Genomic DNA, 25,786 nt, shown 5'->3' on the forward strand with positions numbered 1-25,786 from the left:
GAAGATTCTCTTAACTTTGCTCAAATGCATTGCCCCTATAATTTCATTAACAAATCAACAACAAGCGATATTCACCTTCATTTTCTATAGGTGCTCTGTGAATGCAAGGTAGCACTTGTTGTTTTGGATGATCTACTGCCAACCGCCAAAGATGTCCTAATCCTAAATTAATAGGTGCTGCATCGGGATGTGCCTGATAATGCAAATCGAAATAATTTTCCTCTAGAAAGTTTTCAAATCCTTCCTCTGGTCCATCGTGTAGTTCTTTTAGCTTTGTTCGGATTTCTGGAATTAGAATTTTTTGCTCTGCTTGCGCATTAGCAATAATATCACTTGCTGCTCCGTGATAGGTACATAAAAAAGTATCTGTTGCAATGGGCGAACGATCCACATGAAACGAATACACATCGGTCGATATGAAATCAAATTCATCATCACGTTCATAACACTTCAGTAAATTAAGAGCTGGCGAAGCTCCAAAATCAGTTAATAATTGTAAATCATTTAAGATTATTTCCCTTGCTATATTCCCTTTTTCGGATAGTTGCAGTGCAATTAAATCTTCAGGAGAAACTTCGGTTATATTTTCTTTTAAACCTAGTTGGGTTACAATCTCGTTAAAATCGCCATCCAAATTTCTGTACCAGCATAATGCATTCATTTCTCCCTTGAAACTGGTGTGTACAAGCTCAGAGAAAGTAGATATGATACCAATTTGGTTACTGGCAGAAAATGTATTACTCATACTATGATATTAAGAGATTAGTTACTTTATGCATTACAAAAATATGTAATAGTAGTCACTTCCGGCATTTTTATCGCTGTAAACTTTTGGAGTTACTCAAGTGATAATTTTCCATATAATAACTTCTAAACAACTATAAAAACACCTGTTATTTAAATACATTTAAGCCGTTCATCCAAACCAAATGGTTAGTATCGTTCAAAGACAGACTCTAGATATAGTAGCCAATTTCTTTAAATCATTCATAAAGTAATTTATAAATAGTTTGTATGACCATAAAAGTTGATTGAATTGTACTCCTATCTCTTATCCATCTTTTCTAAAATTCTAAGTAGTTTTGTACTGGTAATCTTTTATAGTAAATTTGCACAACTACGACAAGCGATAAAACGCTGAAGAATCTAAATTTACCTTGTTAAATTATATTCGCTAAGTTTTTTCTTATAGTGAGGAATCAAGATCAAATGAAATAAAGAGGAAGTGGAAAAAGTAAAAAATGAAGCTATAAGCTGGACTATTTGTCCGCAATGTCAAGGACGTGGCAAAAAAAGCCGAGGAATTAGCCAAAAAGCGCGACGCCTCTACCAACTAGCCCTGGATCAGTTTGAGAAAACAAAAGACCAAAGTATAGCTCCGATTCCTCCTAAGGGTCACCTACAGTCTTGTACAAACTGTTCCGGATCCGGATTATTACATTCAGATAACTATCCTATAGCAGATAAAGAAAATTATCCACACGTTGCTATTATTGGTGGCGGTATAGGAGGTGTGGCACTAGCTGTGGCTTGTTTGCATCGCAAAATTCCTTTTACCCTTTATGAACGCGATAATGATTTTGATGCTCGATCTCAAGGTTACGGACTCACCTTACAACAGGCTAGTAAAGCCATTGAAGGATTGGGTATTTTCTCATTAGATGAAGGAGTAACTTCGACAAGACATTTGGTTCATACTACAGAAGGAAAAGTAATTGGGGAATGGGGAATCAGGAAATGGATGCAATCTGATGTTAAAACATCTTCAAAACGCACAAATGTGCATATCGCACGACAATCTTTACGCTTAGCGCTATTGGAGCAACTTGGCGGATCTGATGCCGTACAGTGGGGGCATCAATTAATCGATTTTAAGGAAGGTGAACGTATTGATTTAAGCTTTCAAGTCGATGGAAAAATAAAGAATGTTAAGGCTGATCTTGTCGTTGGAGCTGATGGTATTCGTAGTTCTGTACGAAAATTGCTGATTGGTGAGGATAGTAGTCCTTTGCGTTATTTAGGTTGTATTGTGATATTGGGTATTTGCCCTTTGAAAGCTCTTGACGGCCTTACAAGTTCTTTATTGGACTCTGCTACCGTATTTCAAACAGCCAATGGCAATGAGCGCATTTATATGATGCCTTATACATCAGACTCAATCATGTGGCAATTGAGCTTCCCGATGCCTGAAGAAGAAGCCAAGTTATTAAGTGCTCAAGGACCTCAAGCACTTAAAGCAGAAGCCTGCCGTAGAACTCAATGGCACAGTCCGATTCCTCAAATTTTAACAGCAACTCAAGAGGCTCAGATTTCTGGCTATCCTGTGTATGACCGGGAATTACTTAATTCGGAAATGCTCAAAAAGGGAAGACAAGTAACCCTGATTGGTGATGCAGCACACCCGATGAGCCCATTCAAAGGACAGGGAGCGAACCAAGCATTGTTGGATGCACTCGCATTAGCTCGCGCAATCTCAATGAAATGTGGATCTTTTTCTCAATGGAAAAAAATTGGAGTGAGAGAAAGTGTATTAACCGAATTTGAATCCGAAATGTTGGAACGCAGTGCTTTTAAGGTAAAAGATTCGGCAGATGCGGCACAGTTCCTACATTCTGATATTGTACTTCATGAGGGGGATGAACCAAGAGGCCGGTGCATAAAGAAAAAAGACGTTTAAACATAACTTAAAGAGTTGATGTTTAAACGCCTCAATGATTTTAAATATATAATTGTAATCTCGTATAAGAGCTTTTAATTCTCACAAAAAGATCCAATTTGCTGTAAATGTTTCTCCGTTTGGTATTTATTAAAGTTATCCCATTTTGGTGGAGAACTTGTTTTTTGTCCGTACATCGAATCCAAACATACATTGTGATCTTTGTACTTATCGTGTAAAACAGCCAGAATTTTAAAGAAAAATTGATCTAGCATTATAATCGCTTCAAATTCAGATTTTAGGGTATTATAATTATGTTCTGATGGATTTAATAATTGCAGTAAATTAATGACTTCATTCTTTTCAGCTTCATTGATTTCGGTTGAATAACCCATTTTTAAAGTTTTAAAAACTAAATTATTCCAGATTACATTATCGTGTCCCCATTGAACATCTGGTAGGTTTAAAGAATGTTCACAAATTAAAATAATAGAAAAGAGAACATCGTTTAAGTATTCTGCCGGAAACTCATCAAAGCTTCTGAATTCAAAACCGCTTTGGTACATTTTTTCTTGATTAAAATCAAGGCCTACATCTGAAAGTAATTCATATTCCATGTCTACTTCAATCTGATCTCGCCACCAAATATTGTCTTCTTTTTCAAATTTTAGTAATTTTCTAAAATCATCAACCTTATACGTTAGAATTTTACCTTTTGGCATCGATTTATTATAAGTCCCAACCCCTATGTAACGGGACATCGCATTTCTCATAGAACCTAAAGTGAATTTTTTATCCAAACTGTACTTATCACTTATCACTCCCATAATGTCAGGACTTCCAAGAGTTGCGATGAAAAAGGGCTCAAACCATTGCAATAAATAAATAGCATTGGCATGTGTTTTTTCAAAATTATTATAGTCTACTATCCTACTGTCTTCTGTTAATGTTGGTAATGTAATATGAAAATGATATGTTCCGTTGTTAAACAAAACAAGATTCTCCTGATTCGTCATGAACATATTAAGTCCATTGTTGTAATCTGGGAAATTCAATTTTCCTTTTAACACAGAGGACTCGTTGATTTTATCAAGAAATAGCTTTTTAGTTGCTTTTAGTTCTTTGCATGAATCAACTATTGTTCGATTTTCAAAATATTTCGTTACAAATTCAATAGAATCACCATCAAAATGTATTGCACCCATTGTTTTATCTCTTTGGGTAATCATACTTTGAATATTATACGGTTGATTCTCTAAGAAAAGTTCCATGATAGATTTTCCTAAATATTCTGGATTATCAAGTGGTTTTGCTTCCGCCTCAGTCGTTTCTGTAGTATCAACTGATGATTTTACTGCTGATAATGTTTTGTGTTGATAGTTTATGTCTAATTTTTCTAGCGAATGACTATTCATCATTCGACTCACTTTATAGTTTTGATTCAAACCAAAGGCTTTTTGTAAGACTGGAGCTAAACTTTCTGATTTATAGCATTTCCTATAATCAATACTGTATTTCTCAAAACCAATTTTTTCTTGTATAAATTCACCAGAAACAATTAGGGATTCTTCAAATTGCATATAGGTTTCGTTTTCTAATCCAATTCCCCAATAATATTTTTGTGTCTGATTGTCTTTCATTTATACTAATTTCTTTTTTATGGTTGATTAAACTTTTTTAGTCCTTATTTTTTATTCGGAAACACGAATATAATTCACTGAAAATCAGACAATAAAAAATAATTCTTTAATGGATCAAGTATAATTATTACGTCCATTAAAAAAGTTTTATTTTACTTTTAAAATTGTAGAAATTAATATTTTAGTCTCAGAAATTTCACACTAGTGTCGACAGAAAGATTGATAAAAAAGTAAAAATTTATAATGGAGTTCATAAAATTACTTTTGTTATTAAACACTTTTATATCAACAATTTAAGTGGATGAATAGCCTAATTATAATTTTTGCTATTCTTGTTTTTTTCCAAGTTGCAAACGTAGTTCTTTATTGTATCATTTCCAAGTAGTTAACACACTGATAATCAATAAAGGTTTTAGATATTTAAACAATTAAGTCAATTGTTACTATTTATTTATTTATTCATGGTAATAAAACACGTGAGAAGAGTATAATTCATCCTCCCACCAATCTTTTCTAACTTCCGAAAAATAATTGTAATTTAACTGTCCTGCTTGTGATTGCAGTGGATATATTACTACACCATTCTCTCGATAAGCTTTATTCGAATCTGTTTCAGGAACAACAGGAACAATATGTCCTGAAAGCCCTTTTTCTTTTCTTTTGGCGCAAATTATTCCAACTCCACCATTCATATTCACTTTATTTTGAATTTCATCAACAGAAGACATTCTTTTCCATCCAAAGCTAGCACCCCATTGTAAAAACCAATCGTGTATAGCACTGGAATAAATTCGATCTACCGTTTGTTCAAAAACAGCTTCAACTTCCTCTCCTTGTAATATTCTTTCTAGAGCCTCATCTTTCCACCAAACCGTAGGAAGATAGACTTTACTGAAATAACAATAATCGTAAGAGTAGACATTACAATACGTATCTTCTTCTGTTTTTTGATATCTAATATTGGTTTCAACATCTAGTTTATCAATAAGTCGACCAATACTTTCTTTTTTACTAGCAACATCCGTTAAATCTCTAAAGGGGATACTAGAATCAACAATAGGATGTTCTTTCTTTTCCATAGAATCTAATCGAGATTCTAAATCAGGTAATAAATCGGCTTTCTTTATTTGGTTGTTCGGTATTGCATTATCAACTAAGGGTGATACAACTTCTGATACTATATATTTTTCCATCTTGACTTCTTCAAATTATTTGGCTTAACGTTGTAGGAATTAACGATTCATACATCTTAATTTTGTTAACCAAAAAGTAAATATAGGGATTTTAAATTTTTTAAAGGACTCTTAAAAGAGACAAATTATAGAAAATAACCTGATTTATTTCGTTATTTACTCCATTTAAATGTTTTTCACCTTAATCTATTTCCATTTTATTCCCGAACAATTGAACCATTTCTAATGTATATGGTCTAACCAATACTATACAGAAAACAATCTATGAAACATACATCTAAAAAACAATAGATCAAAAGGTTATTGTTTTGAATCCAGTCGAGGTCACAATACAAGAAAAGCCCACATTCACATGTGGGCTTTTCTTGTATTTATATCTGGAACAATTTTATGATTCTCAAAAAGAAATCAAATAGGTAGAGAGAACCTTTTAATAGGTTATTCTATGAAACTATTGTATTCTTCATCGGTTACTCTCTCTAGCCATTTTACGCCACCTTTATCAATATCGGTAGCAATTACTATATGAGAGAATAAAGAATTTGGTGAAGCTCCATGCCAATGTTCCACACCGGCTGGTATAGTAATTACTTCTCCTTTGCGAATCAATCGGATTGGTGTACCTCTTTCTTGATAATACCCAATACCTTCTGTTACAATCAGCATCTGCAAACCAGCATAGATGTGCCAGTTATTTCTGGATCCTGATTTAAAAAAAACATCTTTGATAATACTATTAAAAGGTTTAATATCCGTTTGTCTCATTTTATAAAAAACTTCACCCGTAATATATTCCTGAGAAATTTTTGTTCCTTCGAGCATTATTGTACGTTTTGCTGACATATAAATTTGATTTATTATTCCCTAAATTTTGCTAGATGTTATTCAATAGATTGTATGGTAGTAGAATATTATAATAATGATCTCTTATACCTATTTTTCTTTGTGATTATCCATTTTGAATCACACAATAGAAGAGATGATACTATGTACCATAGTTTAAAAAATGGCTATAGGTATAGACTTTAGTAAGTAGTCAGACCAACCTATTGTTCATTAATTCAAGGCAAATTTACTGTAGTAAAAACAGTCTTATGTAATAAGATTCAAACAAAAAATTATAAAATTCAAACAATTTGTCTCATTTCCTATCTTTCTAAATTAAATTCTGATTTCAAAATTTCCTCTAATTTGTCATTTTCAAATGTATATGTTTCGGTTTCACCGTTTTTGATCGATTTAATGGTATTATTATGTAGTATCTTTTTACCCAGTGGATTTCGAAGAACAACCACCAAATTGTTTACAAAAAAGGAGTCTGGATGTGTCGAATTATAGTGATTGGCAGGTTTAAAATCAATCCATTTTTGGGGTGACAAGTTAAATGAATAAAGACTTGCCCACTCTTTATTGACTATCATCTTCAATAAATATTCTCCTTCTTCGGTTAATTCCAGAGCAAATGTTTCTGGCCCTTGCTTCACCTCTACTCCTATATTACTTAATTTAAAAGGTTCCCAAATTGAATTACCTCCAAATCCTAAATCGATTAAATAGGTTTCTTTTTCGATGGTTGCAATGATTGCCATGTGTGTTTTTGGAGTTTCACTCGGATGGACTAATGGACGTGCTGCAACAAACTGATATTGTATCCCTATTTGCTGTAAGGCTAAGCCAAATATCCCATTGATTTCATAGCAGTATCCTCCTCTATTTCGATAAATTATCTTGTCGACAATCTCATTTCCAACCAATGAAACACTTTTACCAGCCTGAACATCTAAATCTTCAAAAGGAACAGTAAATATCTGACATTGCATCATTCTCCTAATACTTTCAAGACTTAAATTGGGTTGTCCTGTAAATTGTATCCGATCCAAATAATCCTGTAAAACAAAATTATCAGCTCTCACATATTGGATGTTCTTAGATTCTATCATTTTCTTTCTCTTTTATTTTATAATGAAATTATCATTCAAATTAGACTTATTCAGAATGAACTAAGGTATAAAAAACTGAGATTTGTTCCTATTTAAAAATAAAGTAGAATCAAATCATTTCTTAAACCTGTTTAAGTTTTTTCAATTGAAAGTTCCTAATCTTTGTATCAACTAAATACAACCTGTTATGGAATCAAAATATCTTTCTGCTTCGCAGCTTTTCTTACGAATCGCATTATCAATTTCTTTTTTATCTGCTGTTGCCGATCGATTCGGTATGTGGGGTATGCCTGGAAGTCCAGGTGTAAACTGGGGAAACTGGCAAAATTTTGTCCAATATTCCAATACACTTAATGCTTTTGCTTCACCACAAATTGGGAATTTTCTTGCCATTTTCGCTACAGTATTAGAAATCGTTTTGCCACTATTATTACTCGTTGGTTATAAACTAAAAATTACTGCTTTTATAGCCGGATGCTTATTAGCTTCTTTTGGACTTGTAATGACTCTTAGTATAGGGATAAAACCATCTTTAGATTATTCTGTATGGACTAGTGCAGCGGCATGTTTCTTATTAAGCGTATTACAAAATCATACTTTTATCATCAAAGGCGAATAACTATTATTCCTTGAGTATCAATCAAAATTATTTACTACTAAACACCCTGATAATCAGTATTCAAACAGAACAACTAAACAGTATTAGAAAAAAATTAACATATCACGCAGAGAATAAAATGTATATTTGCTCCGAATATGACAAAAAAGTTCTACATACTATTCCTCGTTACGCTTGGTTTCCTTATGGGACCAACGCTTTCGTTTGCTCATAGTCCAGAACCAAAAATGGCATGTTGTAAAAAAGAGTCTTCTGAAAAATCATGTTGCAAAGACATGGATTCTAAAGAAAAGAAGCACAGCTGTGATGGTAGTTGTAAAGGGGCTTCTTGTAGCTGTCCTACTGTTTACTGTGGTAGCTCGTCTTTCCTTTCTTTTCAATCAGAAAACACTTCTCTTTTTAATTTCTTAGAAAGAAAACAAAACTATTATTACTCAGAAATCGTAATCTCAACTGATTTCCGTTCTATTTGGCTTCCACCTAAAATAAGCTAAATTTCCTTTTTTGACAGCTATAAGTCTGTCCAATCCAAAGCCTATATGGCAAAATCATTATTTGTTTTAATCCTGCTCAGCATTGAATATAGCTTCTAACGTTATGTATTCTCTTGTTTTGCTCTCGGATTAATCAATCCAAAATTATACAAACATGAATTCTATATATAAATTATTGATGACAATGGTTCTATTGTTATCAGTCTCTTTTGCGAATGCGCAAATAAAAAACAGTACAACGGAATCTGTAAAAATCAATGGTAACTGCAGTATGTGCAAAAAAACTATTGAAACTGCTGCTAATCAGAAAAAAGTAGCGCAATTAAATTGGGATGAAAATACCAAAATAGCAACGGTTACTTACGATGCGAAGAAAACTAACATCAACGAGATTTTAAAACGTGTAGCCCTTGCGGGATATGACAGTGAAAAAGCAACAGCACCAGACGATGTCTATAATCAATTGCATGGATGTTGTCAATATGAAAGAGAACCTAATAAACAATAATCTTAAATCAACCTATTATGTTTAATATAAAAAACACCGTTGTTTTATTGGTCTTTCTTATTAGCTTTTCTATGGTAAATGCTCAAATAAAAGTTGGTGATACTTATCCTGATATTACACTTCAAAACAATCAAAATACTACTGTAAAACTGAGCTCTTTAAAAGGAAAAACAGTTTTAGTAGACTTTTGGGCATCATGGTGTGCGCCATGTCGATTAGGAAATAAAAAGTTAGTGAAGTTATACGAAAAGTACAAAAGTCAAAATTTTGAAATCGTAGGAATATCAATTGATACTGATCAATCAAAATGGTTAAAAGCCATAGAGAAAGACAAAATGAAACACCAGCAATTAATTGACCCTAAAGGTTTTGATGCCAAATCGGCTGTTGCTTTTGGAGCAGAAACATTGCCTGCTGCTTATCTTTTCAATGCTTCTGGGAAACTGATTGCCATTAATCCTACTGAAGCTCAAATAATTGCCCAGATCAAACTTAAAAAATAAAAAAAATGAAAACATTCAACCTAAAATATATAGCTCTAAGCCTTTTAGTTTTTCTAATCGGTGTACAATCAAATGCTCAAATCTCTAAAGCCGAAATAATTGCTACTGGATTAACTTGTTCGATGTGCTCAAATGCCATCAACAAACAATTAAAGTCAATGGCAGAAGTCGATAGTATCAGTACTGATTTGAATACTAATACCTTCACGGTTTATTTTAAAGAGAATAGCACTTTACAGCCTAAAGTATTAAAAAATGCTGTTGAAAAAGCAGGTTTTTTTGTTGGTTCAATGGTATTAACCATGAAAATTGATGCTGCAAAAGTTGAAGATAATTCTGTTGCAAAAATAGATGATGTATCTTATATCTTCATTGATCCTAAAACTCAAATTTCAGATAATGAAAGTAAATTCAGAGTTTTAGACAAAGGTTATGTAACACAAAAAGAGTATAAAAAACTAACTAAATCATATTCAAAACATCCAAGTTACATGACGGAGAATGAAAATGATTATCATTTAAAGACCCTATAAAATGAGATATCTTTCAATTGCATTATTACTGTTTATTTCATTTCAAATTAAGGCTCAGGAATTATTTGTAGTTACCGAGCCAGCAAGTAATGTACCCGCAGGTTCCGTGGGGGTTCGTGTAGGTCAATCTTTCATGAAAGACCAAATGGAAGGTGGTACCATGTATAATTTATCCCCTGAGGTTACTTGGGGAATCAATAAAAATTTAATGGTTCGTGGTTCAGCTTTCTTTAGTAATGCCAATAATGGATTTCAAGCTAGAGGTGGTGGTGTTTATGCTAAATACCGTTTTTTTTCGGTAGATGATTTACAAAGTCATTTTCGTATGGCTGCTTTTGGTCGTTACAGTTGGAATAATTCCGCTATTAACCATGAAGCCATCGATCTGATGAATGGAAACTCTGGTTTTGAAGCGGGTATCGTTGCTACTCAATTACTTAAAAAAGTAGCTATTAGCTCTTCTTTAAGTTATGGACATGCCTTAGATAATGATCGGTACAAGTTTCCTGAATTTCAAGGGAACAGTGCTATGAATTATACATTTTCTATCGGGCGACTTATGCATCCAAAAAAATATACTAGTTTCAAACAAACGAATATTAATACGATGTTGGAATTTGTAGGTCAAACGGTTACGGAAAACGGAAGGTCTTATCTCGATGTTGTTCCTTCTATTCAATTCATTATTAATAGTCAGGCACGAATTGATATTGCTTATCGAAAAGAATTATACAATTCTATGGAACGTTTAACTTCGGATGGTTTTTATTTAAAACTTGAGTACACATTTTTCAATGTTACGAAATAAGTAGGCTTTTAAAATAGAATTATGATATAAAAGTTCCAATAGACACTTCGTTTATTGGAACTTTTATCTTTTATAGGATTAAAGTGAGTAATAAAAAAAGGAATTTATTTTTTTATATCAAAATGTAAAGTATATTTGTCATTATGAAAACTAAACTTTACAAAAAGACTAACTAAATTTACATCATGAAAACACTTACTGCCAACAAAAAAGGATTACTTCCAAACTATTTTAAAAAAATAGGAATCGCCATCGTAGTATTAGCGATTATTATTCCCATTATTATTAGACTATCTTTACCCGAATTACACAGCCATAAAGCTATAATAAAGCTACTAGCCATGAATATAATAATCTTAGGGTTATTCTTTATTGCGTGGTCAAGAGATAAAATTGAAGATGAGATGACTTTGCACATCCGATTCATGTCGATGGTAAGAGCATTTGTATTTGGTATTATTTTAGTTATACTTCAACCACTTGTTGATGTTGTGTTCTCTGAACCTATAGCTGAAATATCAAGCCAACAACTCATCGCTACTATGTTACTCTTTTTTATTTTTACCTACGCTGTACAGAAAAAAGCCAATTAAAATGAAAAATACATTAAAAGTAGAGCGCGCTAAATTAAATATGACACAGCAGGAATTAGCAGATCAAATTAGTGTATCCCGACAAACGATCAATTCGATTGAATCACAAAAATATATTCCATCTACAGTGCTAGCACTTAAAATTTCAAAAGTATTTAATACTTCTGTAAATGACATTTTCGAATTAGAAAACGAAGATTAGTCTCTTTTTATATCTATAATGCTTCCTTAAAATACAAATCATAGTGAGATAGTATATTTATAGCAAGTTTCGGATTTTATCTACTTAAAAAATGAAGGATCTTTGTGCTATAAAACTTTGGTAAGATGAATGAGCAAGAACAAATGAATTATAATCGTATCGCTGATGCCATCGATTATATCCAGGAACATTTTAAAGCACAACCTAATCTTGATCAGGTAGCCGAAAAGGTAAACATGAGTCCATACCATTTCCAACGGTTATTTACGGATTGGGCAGGAACGAGTCCTAAAAAATTTCTTCAATACATAAGCATTGAGCATGCTAAAAAAATTCTGAAAGAAGATCATACTACTTTATTTGATACTGCTTATGAAACAGGCTTGTCCAGTACAAGTCGCTTGCACGATCTATTTATAAAAATAGAAGGGATGACACCTGCAGAATATAAGAATGGTGGTAAGAATTTACTAATTAATTACAGTTTTGCAGAAAGTCCCTTTGGTAATATACTCGTTGCTTCAACAACTAAGGGCATTTGTCATATGGCTTTTTATAATGAGGAAAAAGAAGCTTTTACCCATTTGCAACAAAGATATCCTAATGCACTTTTCATTCAAAAATTAGATCTGATTCAGCAAAATGCTCTTTTCATTTTCCAAAACGATTGGAGTAAATTACCTGAAATAAAATTGCATTTAAAAGGCACTGATTTTCAACTTAAGGTATGGCAAGCATTATTGAAAATTCCAATGGGTAAATTATCTACCTATGGTGCAATTGCTCAGAAAATAGAAAACCCAAATGCGTCTAGAGCCGTCGGTACTGCTATAGGTAGTAATCCTGTAGCTTTTCTCATTCCCTGTCATCGGGTAATACAATCTACAGGAAACTTTGGTGGTTATATGTGGGGAACTACTCGTAAAACAGCTATCATTGGTTGGGAAGGAATAAAAACAGATATTGAAGTATCTGAATAAATTCAATCTATATTTTCCTATCAGTATTTACTATTAACTACGGATCTAGTTTTTATTTTGTTTTGAATTTGATAGTATATGTAGTTTCTTTCAAAGGATATCCATCTTTTGATTTAAAACTTCGATTCGTAATCACAAATTCATATTCTTTATTGGGCTTGAGACCTACATTCATTACCATCGTTTTGTCATTGTTTTCAAAACCTTTTACACCAGTAAGAGGAAAATAGTCTTTTCCCTTTTCCGAAAAACTTATGGAATAATTCTTAGGCATCATTTCCTTAGAAAAAGTCACCCTAAGTTCTTTTAAATCAGGATTTACATCATTATTATCATTGATAGAAGGATTAATCTCTACGATGAATGGTTGGTTCTTCGAATATTCTTCTATGATTTTCTTTTTATTAATTTTCTCTGGATAGAATTTAAATTTTGATAAAAAATTCTCGACGGCTTTAGTATTCCCATAATCCAATTCTATAATCTCTTTTATAGCCTTTTTTTTGTCTTTTGATTGATTGTAGTAAGCTTTACAAATTTCATATCCAATATAATATCCCAAATCAGCACTTTCCTCTTTTTGATCTCCATTATACAACCAATTAGAAAAATCACTAGAAAACATTTCTTTCTTAAATGATTCTTTTATTTTTTTCTCATGCTCATTTCCATAAGAAAGATATTTTCTCTGTAGCGTGTTTTGCATCACTAATTCTGTTATGAAATCACACGAACCTTCACTAATGCATTGATTAAGAAGCATAGAACCTTTTCCTTCATTTTGCTGAGTATGGATGTATTCATGGATGTTTAAGGATGTAATATTGTCTAATGATTGTTCTGCAAATACATTTTTCAACCAGTTATTCTTAAATTCAGAAACATCGGTCAAGTAATCTCCAGTAGCAATTTCAGCACCAATTAAAACCATATTTCCTTTTACCGTTCCACCAGAACGTAATCCTCCAATTGTAAAATACATCTCTGCATCTTTTAACTCTGGGTATAATCTTTTCAAATTTTCAATTACTTTTTCAAAATCAGCAGTTTTCTTTTTAACCGATAAAGTGTTTGCTCTTATAGAATTCCAAAACTTAGGATATTTTTCAATCAACTCAACCCAAAGTGTATCATTGTATTGTCTTGTTTCCATGAAGGCTTTCAGCCCTTTAGTGCCTTTATCAATATATAACTTATTTATTAAATTTATCTTTTTTGAAAAATCACTGACTTGTTGAACGCTGTCATATGCAGTCCAGAAATTATCGATATCAGAAGTATAGATTTTTTGTGTTTTTTGAGAGAAAGAATGGGTAGATAATAGAACTGTAAGGATCAGAAAAAATGCTTTCATAGTGCTTTTTTATAATATATAGAGAGACAAATGTATCGAACTCCATATAAACGGCAAAACCAAAAATGTTTATTCCTTAGCATTTTAACACCTTAATAAAATCCTAAGTGTATTTACACTTAATATTTAAAAATTAAAACTACTCTTATTTGCTTTTTAACTTCTTTTATAAGAAATAAAAATAACAGTTCCCATTTAAATAATTAATGTAATTTGGAACTCATACTATTTACCTACCAACAAATGAATTTATTCCAGAAATTGCTTTCGATTATAACCTTATTATTATCTATTAATAGTTCTTCTCAAAGCACAACTGCTTATTTATCGAGCCATTCCATTGATGTATTCGCCGATTTAGCAAACAGTATAGAGACGATTGATCCACAATTTTACAAGCATCAATTGTATTTAGTAGGTGAGATTCATGGAATTAAAAGCGGTCAAGATATTGATTATACTCTCTTAACTTTATTAAATAAAAAAATAAATGTAACGACATATATAGCAGAAATAGATTTTGCCAAAGCCTACTTTCTAAATCAATATTTAAAAACGGGTGATGAAAAACTTATCGATATTGTTTTTCAGGATTGGGTTGAACAAGATGCACAATGGGCTAATACTGATTTTCAGAACAAAATAAAAAAGATTCGACAATTGAATCAAACGTTGCAGCCCAATCAAAGGATTCACTTTGAAGGTATTGACAAAATTCAAAATTCAATCCTTGTAGCCAAGTATATTAGAATACTTCAAAAGAATAAATTCATTCAGAAGACGAGCTTAGTTTTCGGCCCATTATTAGAGGCATTGGATAAAAAAGAGGATGCATCAATTATCAATATTTCCACACAACTTTTGGAGCAATTACAACAAAACAAAGATTTTAAGTCTAATCCTAAACCATTTAATGCTTTAGAATTTGCCCTTACAAATTGTACGTTATTAAAATCTTCCAGAGAAGTAACCTTGTATGAAAATTTTACTAGCCTTTATAAAATTAAAGAATGGGAGAATAAAAAACTATACGGGTTCTTTGGGTTTGCTCATATATTACAATCCAAAGGAAATGAAGGTAAAAGCGAGTTCTTAGCCACTAAAATTGAAAAAAATCCAGATTTACAGTTAGATGGAAAAATCCTTTCTCTTGCTCTTCTATATGTTAACTCAAAAATGACTATTCCTACTATAGCTCTTCCAGAGGCATGGCAAGAAAAAGATAAAAAATTCACCGCCACAAAACATTTTAATCATGACGGTGAACTTATAAATATGGAAGGTATTGAAGACTTTAAAATTGTTACAAAACCTAATTCTAATACTTTATTCAATTTAGCCGGAATTGCTTCTCCTTTCTTCCATAAAAACATTGTCATTCACTATGCGGATACAATGCCAAAGGGGCAACGCTTACTTTTAAATGAGAATGGAAAATATACAACGGATTATTTTCAATATATCATTTTAGTTCGTGATTCTGAAGCAACTCAACCTATTTCAAAATAACTATTTCAATACATCTTTCAATTCCACTATCTCAAATCTTGGATCGTGTTTTATAATATCGCGAATCACTGCAATATGACTGGCTCCTAATAAAACCATTACTTTATCATCTTTTTCTTCTGTCAGTTTTTGGATTAGAGAATACATATACAAGTTTCTTCTATACCATTCTGAAACCAAGTAGGCACCTACAAAATTATCTATCTTACCTGCTCTATTTGCAGTTCCTACATACCATCCAAGATCAGAATTCATTGCTTTTTCTGTATTGCACTCTAATAGTAGTTCTGTTAACGTTAATTTCTCTCTTAATTTATTTTGCTCTCTTTCATATACTTTCATTTCATCTTCATTCTTTTTAATCAAATCCAATTGATTCGCCTCTTTCATTCCATTCTTCAAACTATCGTATGGGAAAAAAGTTTCTCTATAGTCAATTCCATATATTTTTTTATGATTCAATTTCTTAGCAGATCGAATAGCTAATTGTACAATTTCATTTGATTTTTTCTGCATTAAACTGTCACTATTTTTACCATAAAACTTATCTAAACTTTCCTGTTTTTGGTAATTCCATTCGATGAAAATTTTATCTGGGGAAAATTTCTTTATTTTATTCGCCATATTTTCCAATTCTTTTTGGCTCTTATCTGTCATCACATTAAAGCTATTGACTTTAGCTACGTCTAAGCCAGGGTTTTCAAAATGGAACGTTCCAATTAAAAGAATCTGTTTTTTCTTTGTTTGAGCAAATGCAATATTTAAGCAAAAAAGAACTAGTAGTACGATGATTTTTTTCATAATGATTTTAGTTATTAAATTCTTGTCAAAAGTATACTGATACTTCAAGAGAATTTTAAACTTTTGATGAACCCATCATAATCTATTTCCAACGCAAAGAATTTCAGTTTCAAAAATTTCGTGTAACATTTTTTTATGTTCATCACTCAAAAAGATGAGTTGGTATAAATATTCATTTCGTTCAAAACATAGTTGTATTTTTGAACTACACTTACACCCTAACCATGAAAGTTAAAATTCCTTTTTATTATCATATTCTCCTATTCATCGGGCTTTATTTTATTTTTTTTCTTTGGGATATTGGCGTTAAAGAGATTAATTTTTTTGAAAACTTCAATTCTTTTATTATTCTATTTACGCTCAGTCAGTTTCTATCTCTTTTTATTGTTTATATTATCAATTTCTATACATTTTGTCATTGGTTTTTAAATAAAAAACGGATTGTACTTTTCCTACTCTCTACTCCTATTACGTTGCTATTATTTGCAGGAGTACGATACTTTATACAAGAAGTTGTACTTTTTGAAATTACAGGAATTCATAACTATGTAGAAGCCTCCCGAGCCATTGGACATTATATTCGAGATAATTTTTTCTTTGGGCTACCTTCTCTTGTTGTTAGTACATTAATGTATTTGTATTGGCAGTTTCAACTTTCTCAAAATCAGAATCAACAATTATTTTTGGAAAATAAAAAAGCTGAATTTCAATTATTAAAATCCCAAGTCAGCCCACATTTCTTATTCAACACCTTAAACTCTTTCTATAGTGATTGGGTTGAAAAGGATCCAAAAACGGCTTCCGATTTAATGACTTTATCAAATTTACTTCGCTATCTGATTACTGAGAATGATAAGGAGAATGTATTGTTATCTAAAGAAATTGAATTCGTCCAAAACTATATCCACCTCCAACAAAAACGATTTGAAAATCAACTTTATTTGGATTTTTCAATAGACGGAAGTTCTACTAATGAAACTATTTTACCGGCTGTACTTATTCATTTTGTTGAAAATGTTTTTAAACATGGTCAATTGAATCAAAAGGAAATAATGGCTAGAATAAATATAAAAATTGAATCTTCTTTTTTAGAAATATCTACATCTAATCTTATCCAGAATGGAGAAAATTATACCTCTACAGGGATTGGATATGAGAATTTAATAAAACGTTTAGAATATGCTTATAAAGGAGATTTTAAACTCAAAAAGTTCACAGAAAATAATATATTTATGACCTATTTAAAAATCCCATTAAAGAGAAATTCATGAAATTGAAATGTATCATCGTTGACGACGAACCGCCTGCAATACGATTGCTTGAAAACTACGTAGAGAAAGTTTCTTTCTTGGAAAAAGTAGGTACATTCAACGATTCCTTGAAAGCTTTGGAGTTTTTAAACTCACATGCAGTCAATTTAGTTTTTCTGGATATTCAAATGCCTCAATTAACAGGATTACAACTATCCAAAATCATATCAAAAGATATTCAAATCATTTTCACAACAGCTTATCCAGACTTTGCTATGGAAGGATATGAGCTTAATGCTGTCGATTACTTATTGAAGCCTATTGCCTTTGAACGTTTTTATCAGGCTGTTACCAAATTAAACACTGTTAAAAATATAGATAGTACTCCAATTAGTCAAGATTTTATTTTTGTGAAAACTGATGGTAAAAATAAATTCTCCAAATTATTTCTGAAAGATATCCTCTATGCAGAAGCTCTACAGAACTATGTTTGCATACATACAAAGGAACAGCAATATATCACCCATTCTTCTCTTAAAAATGTAGTAGAGTCATTGCCCCAACAAGATTTTATTCAAATTCATAAATCATTTATTGTTGCATTAAAACAAATTATGCAAACCGATAGTTTTTCTATTCAGATTGCCGGAAAAGAAATCCCAATTGGGGCTACCTTCAAAGATGCTTTTTTCAAGCGAATAAATGAAAATACGATTTGATTCTAAAGATCATCCAATACAATAATTTCATTTTTCAGAGCAAAAACAACTAATCCTGCCACGTTTTTTGAATCTGTTTTTAACATCAGATTATTGCGATGTCCTTCTACGGTTCGCATACTAATGAATAGTTTACTCGCCATTTCATTAGTATTAAGCTGTAGGCAAATTAGTTTTAGAATTTCTTTTTCTCTGCAGGTTAGAATTTCACTAAAATAGCTCTTCTTTTTGGCATTATTATAATGTTTTGATTTTTCATGAATCACTTCCATCACCAAATCATTGTAATAAAATCCTTTGGTACTTAGAGTTTGAATCGTAGTAATTAACTCTTGTGGTGTGGCATTTTTCATTAAATAGGATGCAGCACCCAAGTCAATCATATTAATAATGAATGATTTTGTGTTGTAACTGGTCAGAACAACCACTTTTATATCGGGATACATATGCCCTACCATTTTAGTGGCATTAATGCCATCTAAAATAGGCATTCGAATATCCATAATAATAATATCAGGAAGTTCTTTTTCTTGTTCTAAATAGGTCATTAATTCTTCCCCATTAGAAGCTTCATAAACAATCTCAATGTTTTCTTCCCTTTGTAGAAGGAAAGCAATTCCACTTCTAAACAAAGGTTCGTCGTCTGCTAAAACTATACGTATCATATCGCTGAAGTTAAAATTCCATACTAATTTTTACCCCGTTATTAATACTGGATGTAACCCCGATTTTAGCATCCATATAATCAATTCTACTTTCTATATTTTTCATCCCTAACCCCCTACTGAATTCAATACTTGAGGTATCGAAACCAATACCATTATCCTTATAACTACATCTTATTTTTCCTTGATTTTCATCAAAAGAAACGTCTATTATGGTGGCTTTACCATGTCTCAGTGAATTATTCATCAGCTCTTGGAGGATTCTAAAGACATGTAAATTCATTTTACTGTCCAATCGTTCCATATTGGCATTATTATTATAATTTACCTTAACATGTCCGCTACTACTAAATTCATTACATAGTTCCTCAATACCTGCGTCTAATCCAAATCGTTCCAATACTGGAGGAAACAAATTGTGCGCGATTTGTCTTGAACTCTCAATCGCTTTTCCCGATAATTCAAGTATATTTTCGATGGTTGTTTTGGCTTCCGTCTCTTTAAGATCTTTCATTGATAATATATGACAGTTCAAAGAAATAATATTCAATTTAGAACTGATATCATCATGTAAATCATGAGCTATTCTTTTGCGTTCTTCTTCCTGTGTCATAATCGTGGATTGCAAAAGATCTTTATGAAACTGTACCTCAGCATCTTTTTTTTCCATTTCTTTTTGAACTATCTTTCTTTTTGAAAAATAAAAGAATACCATCAATATTATTCCCATCAAAAACATGAGAAAAACACCACTAATTACAATCAATCCTGCTTTATTTTGTTCAGAGAAAAATTCTTCCGCCATTCATAAGTTATTAATAATTGATATATAATAAATAAGACCCCATTAATTTCCCATATCAGGAGATCCATATCATTACCAAAAGAAACAAATGAAGCTGCTGACGCAAAAATTAAAACACTACTCAATAAGTAAAAGAAAATGCCAATATTAACATAATAAAAATACAACTTTTTTGTCAATAGCTCATCAAAATATAGTACAGAATATACTATTAAAACTGAAGCTGTACCTAAAAAACCTATTGAATTGAAAGTGTGATATAATTTTGGATCAATCAGATACTGTATCATAAGTGCTACGAAAATAGCACTAGAAGTATATTTTATAATATTACTTTTCTTATCATTTATCCCTCGAAAATTATGATAATAAAAAAAACTAACCAGTACAAACTGGAAGAAAAGATAATAATTTGAAAGAAAATGATTGTTCATTCTATGAGATGCATAGACTTCCATCACTAACTGAATAACCCCAATACTAAAAAGATAAAAAACAAAAAATTTATAGGCTTTTTTATTCTTAAAAAAGCCTATAATGTAAATTATAATATTGATAAAAAGGATTACATATCCAATACTGGATACAATTTTTAATCCATCCATTTATTAAAGTTTATGTTCTATTCTATAGGGCGGAAAACATCGTTTAATGGACTTGTAATATCACAAGAAGGAGGGCATGGTCTTGTAAAATCATAGATTTGACCATCTGATCTATTTGATTCAACAGTAATCATATCAATATAAGTTTCTACTTTCTTATCATAACGAGCTCCTACAAACATTAATTTTTCAATATTATCATCATCAACTCCGATATAAGCTCTTACTGCATCTATCTCTTCTGATAGAATACCTAATAAATCTTCTTTAGGAATTAAAAAAGCATGTAACTCATTGTGTGCATTGTAAGTACTTTCTTCTTCTCTCCATCTTCTAGCCCATTTTTGAGCAACATCTAATTTAATTGTAGTGTCGAATTTATTTTCGTCAGACATAATTTTTTGATTTTTTGATTATTTTTTTCGGTTAATAGTACTACAAACTTACCACTTTTATTATGAATTTATTCTCATGATGCACCATAAAAACATTATATTATTCTAATAATAAAGTTAAAAAATAACAAATAGAGAATTTCAGACACCAAAACAGGTATTTCTACCCGCTTTTAAGAATTAGGGATAAATTAAATTTGTGCTATAAACTTAAAAACCTAGAAATTATGGACGAATACATTGGAATTATCAAATTATTTGCAGGTAGCTACGCACCTCAAAATTATGAGTTTTGTGCAGGACAAACATTAGGAATTAATCAATATCAAACATTATTTGCAATCATAGGAACTACTTATGGAGGAAATGGTCAAACTAATTTTATGTTACCCGATCTAAGAAGTAGAGTTGCTGTTGGCGCAGGTCAAGGTATAGGCTTATCAAATTATATTCCTGGTGAAGTAATCGGTACAGAGAATAATTCTATTCTTCTCAGTAATATGCCACCTCATAATCATGCTGGACAATTATCTGTAAATTCAGGTGATTCAACTGTTAGTACACCTGTAGCCGGAAATAGTATTGCCACCCCAGGGGCAATATCAGGTAGATCATTTGTAGGAACGCTAGGATACAATGCCGCTGCTCCAAATGTAGTCTTAAATAATGGATCTGTAACAACAGGAATATCAGGTTCTGGTATACCTGTTAATAATATACAACCTTCATTAGGTTTAAATTATATTATTTGCGTGAATGGTATTTATCCTCCTAGACCCTAATAATTTTTAAAAAAAACTAACCTTCAAGCTGATAGATCCATTTTGGTGTTTCTCCAAAAGGATATATCAGCTTAAAGGATTTATAAGCTGTAAAATTCGGCAATGAAAGAATACAATATGGATTAGTAATATAGGAATCCCCAGTTTTTAATTCAAGGTTATTAAAAATTTTAATTTCTGTTAAAATACAAACGTCGGGATAATTATCAAATTTATGTGGCAGCTCATAAAGTCTACTTTCAAATCCAATAGTGTCATTAAAAATTAAATCGGACTTCTTATTTATTGAAAATAACTGGTCGACATGATATCGGTTAATATAAGCTTCCCCTGAAAAAACAGCTTCTGTTATGTCAATATCACTTTTAAGATAAGGTTCTTTCACATGAAATGTATAAGCCAAATTAATATTTATTTCCTCAGGAATTAAAATACCATTTGGTAACATTTGTGGAACAAGATTGCTTGCAATAGCAACTTGAGGTTCACGAATCAGCGCATAATACATTGTTTCAGAGATCAACAAATGTATTGGCCAAGAATCCGGTTTTTTGTAAGTAATTGCATCTGCCTGATTAGCTCTAACTTCATAATCCATCAAACCGATGTTTGATAAAAGATTACGTACTGAAGAGATTGAAGAAGTATTAATATCTAATAAAATTGCTTCCAGATCATTTTTGTCAAATAAGGGCAAAAGTGGTAAAAGTAATGTTGCATATGGGCCACAGCCTGCATACAATATGTTTATTTTTTGACCTGGAAAACGAGTATAAAGTTCATTGACGGCCTGAAATACTCCTTTTATAAAACGTGCAGTTCTCAAATAATCATCAACACAAAGTGCCGCATCAAAAGAGGATAATGCAATACCACCTTCCGTTACTGTCTCATTATGTTTTACTAAACTATGATGGTCATTAAACACAAACTGTTTAAAGAAAATTGAAAGAAGTTTAGCAGATTCTATTTCTTCAACTATTGTTTTTGAATTAATAATATGACGTGTAATTTCTGCTAATTCCTGTTTATACATACTTAATGTTTTAAAAGCACAAATAAATAATAAAAAACATTAGAAAGTATAATAAACAAACAAATTGTTAATCTCATTCATAAAATTATGAAAAAAAATTACATTATTACGTTGCTATTTCTTTTAGTCTATCAACTGTTTTCAGCACAGACAACTGAAACATTTGAAGATGAAACAGCAGCATCGATGAGCTTTACGGATAACGGACAGGTATTTAACATTACCTCACAAGCTCAAGGTCCATTTGATATTCAAGCAGCCTATCCTGGATCAGGCTGGAATGGAATTTCCGCAGACAATAAATATATTGACAATGACGGCCATGCTTCGCCTAACGTAGGAGTACAATTTACAATATCTTCTGCAGGAGCTACAGTATTCCAACTCAAATCATTGTATTTATACATTGCTAATTCTAATGGTACTTTCCCTACTACTGGAACCTGTACAATCACAGGTAAATTAGCTGGAACAACCGTATTTACTGCATCGGCAAGTACAGGTTTTAATATCAGCCCAATTGTTAATAATGGTTTTACACTTATTGACATGCTCAATTATGGAGGAGCAGACAATTCTTCTACCTCAATTGATCAATATATAATTACAACAACAGGATCAATCGCTTATATAGCACTAGATGCTATGAAATGGCAAAAATTTTGTACTCCTGTAACTGTAACACCTCTAGCTCAGACCAATGTGTCTTGTAATGGAGGTAATAATGGCTCAGCATCTGTAATGGCAAGTGGTGGTACAGGTTTTACATACAACTGGACTCCTGGTAATCCTACTGGAGATGCAACTCCCACTGTTACAGGGCTAACTCCTGGATTATGGACTTGTACAGTAACAAATTCTTGTGGTAATTCTAATTCTACTACATTCACAATTACACAGCCCTCATTAATTACAGCTACAACATCACAAACCAATGTATCTTGTAATGGGACTAATAATGGTGTTGCATCTGTAACGACATCTGGTGGAACTGGAACTTATACTTACTCATGGGCACCGTCGGGTGGAACAGCGGCTACAGCCTCTGGACTTACAGCAGGAGCCTATACGGTAACTATAAAGGATGCCAATTTATGTACAATAACCAAAAACTTTACCATTACACAACCTCCTGCAATAACAGCTACAATGATACAAACCGATGTATCTTGTAACGGTGCTAATAATGGGTCAGCATCTGTAATAGTATCAGGGGGAACTCCTTTTTATACCTATTCTTGGGCACCTACTGGTGGAACAGCGGCTACGGCTTCTGGACTTACTGCAGGAAATTATACGGTAACGATTACTGACCTAAATTTATGTACATTAACGAAAACGTTCACCATTACACAACCTTCCCTAATTACGGCTACAACAGGACAAACCAACGTTTCATGTAATGGTGGTACTGATGGATCAGCAACAGTGACTGTATCGGGAGGAACTCCTAACTATACCTATTCCTGGGCACCAACAGGTGGGGCTGCACCTACAGCTTCAGGGCTTACACCTGGAGTCTATACGGTAACTATTACTGACCTGAATTCATGTACATTAACCAAAAGCTTTACCATTACACAACCTTCCCTAATTACGGCTACAACAACACAAAACAATGTGTCTTGCAATGGAAGTAATAATGGATCAGCAACAGTGACCGTATCAGGGGGAACTCCTAACTATACTTACTCTTGGGCACCGTCGGGTGGAACGGCAGCGACAGCTTCTGGACTTACTGCAGGAGTCTATACGGTAACTATAAAGGATGCTAATTTATGTTCAATAACTAAAAACTTTATCATCAGTCAACCTTCCCTAATTACGGCTACAACAACACAAAACAATGTGTCTTGCAATGGAAGTAATGATGGATCAGCAACAGTAACCGTATCGGGGGGAACTCCTAACTATACTTACTCTTGGGCACCGTCGGGTGGAACGGCAGCGACAGCTTCTGGACTTACTGCAGGAGCCTATACGGTAACTATAAAAGATGCTAATTTATGTTCAATAACTAAAAACTTTATCATCAGTCAACCTGCTCCAATTGCTGCCATAACAACACAAAATAATGTGTCTTGCAATGGAGGTAATAATGGATCAGCAACCGTAACTGTATCGGGGGGAACTCCCAACTATACTTACTCTTGGGCACCTTCGGGAGGAACGGCAGCGACAGCCTCTGGACTTGTACCTGGAATCTATACCGTAACCATAACCGATGCTAATTTATGTTCAATAACTAAAACGTTTACTATTACACAACCTGCTCCAATTGTTGCCACAACAACACAAAACAATGTGTCTTGCAATGGAAATAATAATGGATCAGCAACTGTAACTGTATCGGGTGGAACTCCTACCTATACTTACTCTTGGGCACCTACTGGTGGAACAGCGGCTACGGCTTCTGGACTTACTGCAGGAAACTACACCGTAACGATTACGGATGCGAACAATTGCACGACAACGCAAAACTTCACCATCAATGAACCAACTCCTATGGCAGTAACAGCTGTACAAACGGATGTACCTTGTAATGGTGGTAGTAATGGATCAGCAACTGTAACCGTATCAGGTGGAACTGGAGCATATACTTACTCTTGGGCACCTACGGGTGGAACAGCGGCTACGGCTTCTGGACTTACTGTAGGAAACTACACCGTAACGATTACGGATGCGAACAATTGCACGACAACGCAAAACTTCACCATTAATGAACCAACTCCTATGGATGTAACAGCTGTACAAACGGATGTACCTTGTAATGGTGGTAGTAATGGATCAGCAACTGTAACTGTATCAGGTGGAACTGGAGCATATACTTACTCTTGGGCACCTTCTGGGGGAACAGCAGCGACAGCTTCTGGACTTACTGCAGGAAACTACACTGTAACGATTACAGATGCGAACAATTGCACGACAACGCAAAACTTCACCATCAATGAACCAACTCCTATGGCTGTAACAGCTGTACAAACGGATGTACCTTGTAATGGTGGTAGTAATGGATCAGCAACTGTAACTGTATCAGGTGGAACTGGAGCATATACTTACTCTTGGTCTCCTTCTGGGGGAACAGCAGCGACAGCTTCTGGACTTACTGCAGGAAACTACACTGTAACGATTACAGATGCGAACAATTGCACGACAACGCAAAACTTCACCATCAATGAACCAACTCCTATGGCTG

Annotated in this window: 26 protein-coding genes; 15 read left to right on the top strand and 11 right to left on the bottom strand. The window is 32.7% G+C overall.

Features of this window, described 5'->3' with window-relative positions; translation table 11 throughout:
* Positions 1-46 precede the first annotated feature (46 nt).
* Positions 47-745, bottom strand: a complete 699-nt coding sequence (locus P6733_RS06360) for a DUF1826 domain-containing protein (RefSeq protein WP_306351084.1) — start codon at positions 743-745, stop codon at positions 47-49.
* A 480-nt stretch (positions 746-1,225) separates the two neighbouring features.
* On the opposite strand from P6733_RS06360, the gene P6733_RS06365 reads away from it, so the two are divergent.
* Positions 1,226-2,677, top strand: coding sequence for an FAD-dependent oxidoreductase (locus P6733_RS06365; protein ID WP_306351086.1), 1,452 nt, complete (start codon positions 1,226-1,228; stop codon positions 2,675-2,677).
* Positions 2,678-2,751: 74 nt separating this feature from the next.
* Here the strand turns inward: P6733_RS06365 and P6733_RS06370 are convergent, their stop codons facing one another.
* The 4 genes from P6733_RS06370 to P6733_RS06385 form a co-directional block, all read right to left on the bottom strand.
* Positions 2,752-4,296 carry a hypothetical protein gene (locus P6733_RS06370; RefSeq protein WP_306351088.1) on the bottom strand — a complete coding sequence of 515 codons (1,545 nt, stop codon included), beginning with the start codon at positions 4,294-4,296 and terminating at the stop codon, positions 2,752-2,754.
* A gap of 455 nt (positions 4,297-4,751) precedes the next feature.
* Positions 4,752-5,489, bottom strand: a complete 738-nt coding sequence (locus P6733_RS06375) for a hypothetical protein (RefSeq protein ID WP_306351090.1) — start codon at positions 5,487-5,489, stop codon at positions 4,752-4,754.
* Positions 5,490-5,927: 438 nt separating this feature from the next.
* Positions 5,928-6,332 (bottom strand): cupin domain-containing protein, encoded by a 405-nt coding sequence (locus P6733_RS06380; protein ID WP_306351092.1) that lies wholly within the window; start codon positions 6,330-6,332, stop codon positions 5,928-5,930.
* Positions 6,333-6,637: 305 nt separating this feature from the next.
* On the bottom strand, positions 6,638-7,429 hold the full coding sequence (locus tag P6733_RS06385) for an arylamine N-acetyltransferase family protein (protein WP_306351094.1): 792 nt from the start codon (positions 7,427-7,429) through the stop codon (positions 6,638-6,640).
* A 187-nt stretch (positions 7,430-7,616) separates the two neighbouring features.
* Between P6733_RS06385 and P6733_RS06390 the strand changes: the two genes are divergently transcribed.
* The 9 genes from P6733_RS06390 to P6733_RS06430 all read left to right on the top strand — a co-directional run bounded on the left by P6733_RS06390 (position 7,617) and on the right by P6733_RS06430 (position 12,669).
* Complete coding sequence (locus P6733_RS06390; RefSeq protein ID WP_306351095.1) at positions 7,617-8,048, top strand: DoxX family membrane protein; 432 nt, start codon at positions 7,617-7,619, stop codon at positions 8,046-8,048.
* 137 nt (positions 8,049-8,185) lie between these two features.
* Positions 8,186-8,542 carry a hypothetical protein gene (locus P6733_RS06395; protein WP_306351096.1) on the top strand — a complete coding sequence of 119 codons (357 nt, stop codon included), beginning with the start codon at positions 8,186-8,188 and terminating at the stop codon, positions 8,540-8,542.
* A 154-nt stretch (positions 8,543-8,696) separates the two neighbouring features.
* Entirely contained in the window at positions 8,697-9,050 is a 354-nt protein-coding gene (locus P6733_RS06400; protein ID WP_306351097.1) for a heavy-metal-associated domain-containing protein, read from the top strand.
* Positions 9,051-9,067: 17 nt separating this feature from the next.
* Positions 9,068-9,553 (top strand): peroxiredoxin family protein, encoded by a 486-nt coding sequence (locus tag P6733_RS06405; RefSeq protein ID WP_306351099.1) that lies wholly within the window; start codon positions 9,068-9,070, stop codon positions 9,551-9,553.
* Positions 9,554-9,558: 5 nt separating this feature from the next.
* On the top strand, positions 9,559-10,086 hold the full coding sequence (locus tag P6733_RS06410) for a heavy-metal-associated domain-containing protein (RefSeq protein WP_306351101.1): 528 nt from the start codon (positions 9,559-9,561) through the stop codon (positions 10,084-10,086).
* 1 nt (position 10,087) lies between these two features.
* Entirely contained in the window at positions 10,088-10,894 is an 807-nt protein-coding gene (locus P6733_RS06415; RefSeq protein ID WP_306351103.1) for a hypothetical protein, read from the top strand.
* 185 nt (positions 10,895-11,079) lie between these two features.
* The gene (locus P6733_RS06420) at positions 11,080-11,487 is read left to right on the top strand and encodes a hypothetical protein (RefSeq protein ID WP_306351105.1); all 408 of its coding nucleotides are present in this window, start codon (positions 11,080-11,082) and stop codon (positions 11,485-11,487) included.
* A 1-nt stretch (position 11,488) separates the two neighbouring features.
* Entirely contained in the window at positions 11,489-11,689 is a 201-nt protein-coding gene (locus P6733_RS06425) for a helix-turn-helix transcriptional regulator (RefSeq protein ID WP_306351107.1), read from the top strand.
* A gap of 125 nt (positions 11,690-11,814) precedes the next feature.
* On the top strand, positions 11,815-12,669 hold the full coding sequence (locus tag P6733_RS06430) for a methylated-DNA--[protein]-cysteine S-methyltransferase (RefSeq protein ID WP_306351109.1): 855 nt from the start codon (positions 11,815-11,817) through the stop codon (positions 12,667-12,669).
* Between the two features lie 52 nt (positions 12,670-12,721).
* Here the strand turns inward: P6733_RS06430 and P6733_RS06435 are convergent, their stop codons facing one another.
* Positions 12,722-14,023, bottom strand: a complete 1,302-nt coding sequence (locus P6733_RS06435) for a gliding motility protein GldB-related protein (RefSeq protein WP_306351111.1) — start codon at positions 14,021-14,023, stop codon at positions 12,722-12,724.
* Positions 14,024-14,266: 243 nt separating this feature from the next.
* Between P6733_RS06435 and P6733_RS06440 the strand changes: the two genes are divergently transcribed.
* Positions 14,267-15,532 (top strand): TraB/GumN family protein, encoded by a 1,266-nt coding sequence (locus P6733_RS06440; protein ID WP_306351113.1) that lies wholly within the window; start codon positions 14,267-14,269, stop codon positions 15,530-15,532.
* On the opposite strand, the gene P6733_RS06445 is transcribed toward P6733_RS06440, so the two are convergent.
* Entirely contained in the window at positions 15,533-16,333 is an 801-nt protein-coding gene (locus tag P6733_RS06445) for a DUF5694 domain-containing protein (protein ID WP_306351115.1), read from the bottom strand.
* Between the two features lie 224 nt (positions 16,334-16,557).
* On the opposite strand from P6733_RS06445, the gene P6733_RS06450 reads away from it, so the two are divergent.
* Together P6733_RS06450 and P6733_RS06455 are read left to right on the top strand one after the other, a co-directional pair.
* Positions 16,558-17,604 carry a sensor histidine kinase gene (locus P6733_RS06450; protein ID WP_306351117.1) on the top strand — a complete coding sequence of 349 codons (1,047 nt, stop codon included), beginning with the start codon at positions 16,558-16,560 and terminating at the stop codon, positions 17,602-17,604.
* Positions 17,601-18,302, top strand: a complete 702-nt coding sequence (locus tag P6733_RS06455; RefSeq protein WP_306351119.1) for a LytR/AlgR family response regulator transcription factor — start codon at positions 17,601-17,603, stop codon at positions 18,300-18,302. Before P6733_RS06450 ends, P6733_RS06455 begins: the two co-directional genes overlap by 4 nt.
* A 2-nt stretch (positions 18,303-18,304) precedes the next feature.
* On the opposite strand, the gene P6733_RS06460 is transcribed toward P6733_RS06455, so the two are convergent.
* From P6733_RS06460 to P6733_RS06470, 3 genes are all read right to left on the bottom strand, one after another.
* Complete coding sequence (locus P6733_RS06460) at positions 18,305-18,967, bottom strand: response regulator transcription factor (RefSeq protein ID WP_306351121.1); 663 nt, start codon at positions 18,965-18,967, stop codon at positions 18,305-18,307.
* 10 nt (positions 18,968-18,977) lie between these two features.
* On the bottom strand, positions 18,978-19,772 hold the full coding sequence (locus P6733_RS06465) for a sensor histidine kinase (protein WP_306351123.1): 795 nt from the start codon (positions 19,770-19,772) through the stop codon (positions 18,978-18,980).
* Between the two features lie 622 nt (positions 19,773-20,394).
* Positions 20,395-20,772, bottom strand: a complete 378-nt coding sequence (locus tag P6733_RS06470) for a hypothetical protein (RefSeq protein WP_306351125.1) — start codon at positions 20,770-20,772, stop codon at positions 20,395-20,397.
* 227 nt (positions 20,773-20,999) lie between these two features.
* On the opposite strand from P6733_RS06470, the gene P6733_RS06475 reads away from it, so the two are divergent.
* A complete protein-coding gene (locus tag P6733_RS06475; RefSeq protein WP_306351127.1) occupies positions 21,000-21,554 on the top strand; it encodes a phage tail protein in 555 nt (184 codons plus the stop codon).
* A gap of 16 nt (positions 21,555-21,570) precedes the next feature.
* On the opposite strand, the gene P6733_RS06480 is transcribed toward P6733_RS06475, so the two are convergent.
* Complete coding sequence (locus P6733_RS06480) at positions 21,571-22,590, bottom strand: SAM-dependent methyltransferase (protein ID WP_306351129.1); 1,020 nt, start codon at positions 22,588-22,590, stop codon at positions 21,571-21,573.
* 87 nt (positions 22,591-22,677) lie between these two features.
* Between P6733_RS06480 and P6733_RS06485 the strand changes: the two genes are divergently transcribed.
* Positions 22,678-25,786: beta strand repeat-containing protein (locus P6733_RS06485; RefSeq protein ID WP_372339294.1), on the top strand; the 3,109-nt coding region annotated here is incomplete at its 3' end.

It is taken from the genome of Flavobacterium aerium (assembly GCF_030766725.1).
In the GTDB taxonomy this organism is placed as follows: Bacteria; Bacteroidota; Bacteroidia; order Flavobacteriales; family Flavobacteriaceae; genus Flavobacterium; species Flavobacterium aerium.

Excerpts from the sequence above, each read along its gene's own strand:
- P6733_RS06360 (WP_306351084.1), bottom strand. The coding sequence starts at position 745 with ATGAGTAATACATTTTCTGCCAGTAACCAAATTGGTATCATATCTACT.
- P6733_RS06370 (WP_306351088.1), bottom strand. The coding sequence starts at position 4,296 with ATGAAAGACAATCAGACACAAAAATATTATTGGGGAATTGGATTAGAA.
- P6733_RS06375 (WP_306351090.1), bottom strand. The coding sequence starts at position 5,489 with ATGGAAAAATATATAGTATCAGAAGTTGTATCACCCTTAGTTGATAAT.
- P6733_RS06380 (WP_306351092.1), bottom strand. The coding sequence starts at position 6,332 with ATGTCAGCAAAACGTACAATAATGCTCGAAGGAACAAAAATTTCTCAG.
- P6733_RS06385 (WP_306351094.1), bottom strand. The coding sequence starts at position 7,429 with ATGATAGAATCTAAGAACATCCAATATGTGAGAGCTGATAATTTTGTT.
- P6733_RS06390 (WP_306351095.1), top strand. The coding sequence starts at position 7,617 with ATGGAATCAAAATATCTTTCTGCTTCGCAGCTTTTCTTACGAATCGCA.
- P6733_RS06395 (WP_306351096.1), top strand. The coding sequence starts at position 8,186 with ATGACAAAAAAGTTCTACATACTATTCCTCGTTACGCTTGGTTTCCTT.
- P6733_RS06400 (WP_306351097.1), top strand. The coding sequence starts at position 8,697 with ATGAATTCTATATATAAATTATTGATGACAATGGTTCTATTGTTATCA.
- P6733_RS06405 (WP_306351099.1), top strand. The coding sequence starts at position 9,068 with ATGTTTAATATAAAAAACACCGTTGTTTTATTGGTCTTTCTTATTAGC.
- P6733_RS06410 (WP_306351101.1), top strand. The coding sequence starts at position 9,559 with ATGAAAACATTCAACCTAAAATATATAGCTCTAAGCCTTTTAGTTTTT.
- P6733_RS06415 (WP_306351103.1), top strand. The coding sequence starts at position 10,088 with ATGAGATATCTTTCAATTGCATTATTACTGTTTATTTCATTTCAAATT.
- P6733_RS06420 (WP_306351105.1), top strand. The coding sequence starts at position 11,080 with ATGAAAACACTTACTGCCAACAAAAAAGGATTACTTCCAAACTATTTT.
- P6733_RS06425 (WP_306351107.1), top strand. The coding sequence starts at position 11,489 with ATGAAAAATACATTAAAAGTAGAGCGCGCTAAATTAAATATGACACAG.
- P6733_RS06430 (WP_306351109.1), top strand. The coding sequence starts at position 11,815 with ATGAATGAGCAAGAACAAATGAATTATAATCGTATCGCTGATGCCATC.
- P6733_RS06435 (WP_306351111.1), bottom strand. The coding sequence starts at position 14,023 with ATGAAAGCATTTTTTCTGATCCTTACAGTTCTATTATCTACCCATTCT.
- P6733_RS06440 (WP_306351113.1), top strand. The coding sequence starts at position 14,267 with ATGAATTTATTCCAGAAATTGCTTTCGATTATAACCTTATTATTATCT.
- P6733_RS06445 (WP_306351115.1), bottom strand. The coding sequence starts at position 16,333 with ATGAAAAAAATCATCGTACTACTAGTTCTTTTTTGCTTAAATATTGCA.
- P6733_RS06450 (WP_306351117.1), top strand. The coding sequence starts at position 16,558 with ATGAAAGTTAAAATTCCTTTTTATTATCATATTCTCCTATTCATCGGG.
- P6733_RS06455 (WP_306351119.1), top strand. The coding sequence starts at position 17,601 with ATGAAATTGAAATGTATCATCGTTGACGACGAACCGCCTGCAATACGA.
- P6733_RS06460 (WP_306351121.1), bottom strand. The coding sequence starts at position 18,967 with ATGATACGTATAGTTTTAGCAGACGACGAACCTTTGTTTAGAAGTGGA.
- P6733_RS06465 (WP_306351123.1), bottom strand. The coding sequence starts at position 19,772 with ATGGCGGAAGAATTTTTCTCTGAACAAAATAAAGCAGGATTGATTGTA.
- P6733_RS06470 (WP_306351125.1), bottom strand. The coding sequence starts at position 20,772 with ATGTCTGACGAAAATAAATTCGACACTACAATTAAATTAGATGTTGCT.
- P6733_RS06475 (WP_306351127.1), top strand. The coding sequence starts at position 21,000 with ATGGACGAATACATTGGAATTATCAAATTATTTGCAGGTAGCTACGCA.
- P6733_RS06480 (WP_306351129.1), bottom strand. The coding sequence starts at position 22,590 with ATGTATAAACAGGAATTAGCAGAAATTACACGTCATATTATTAATTCA.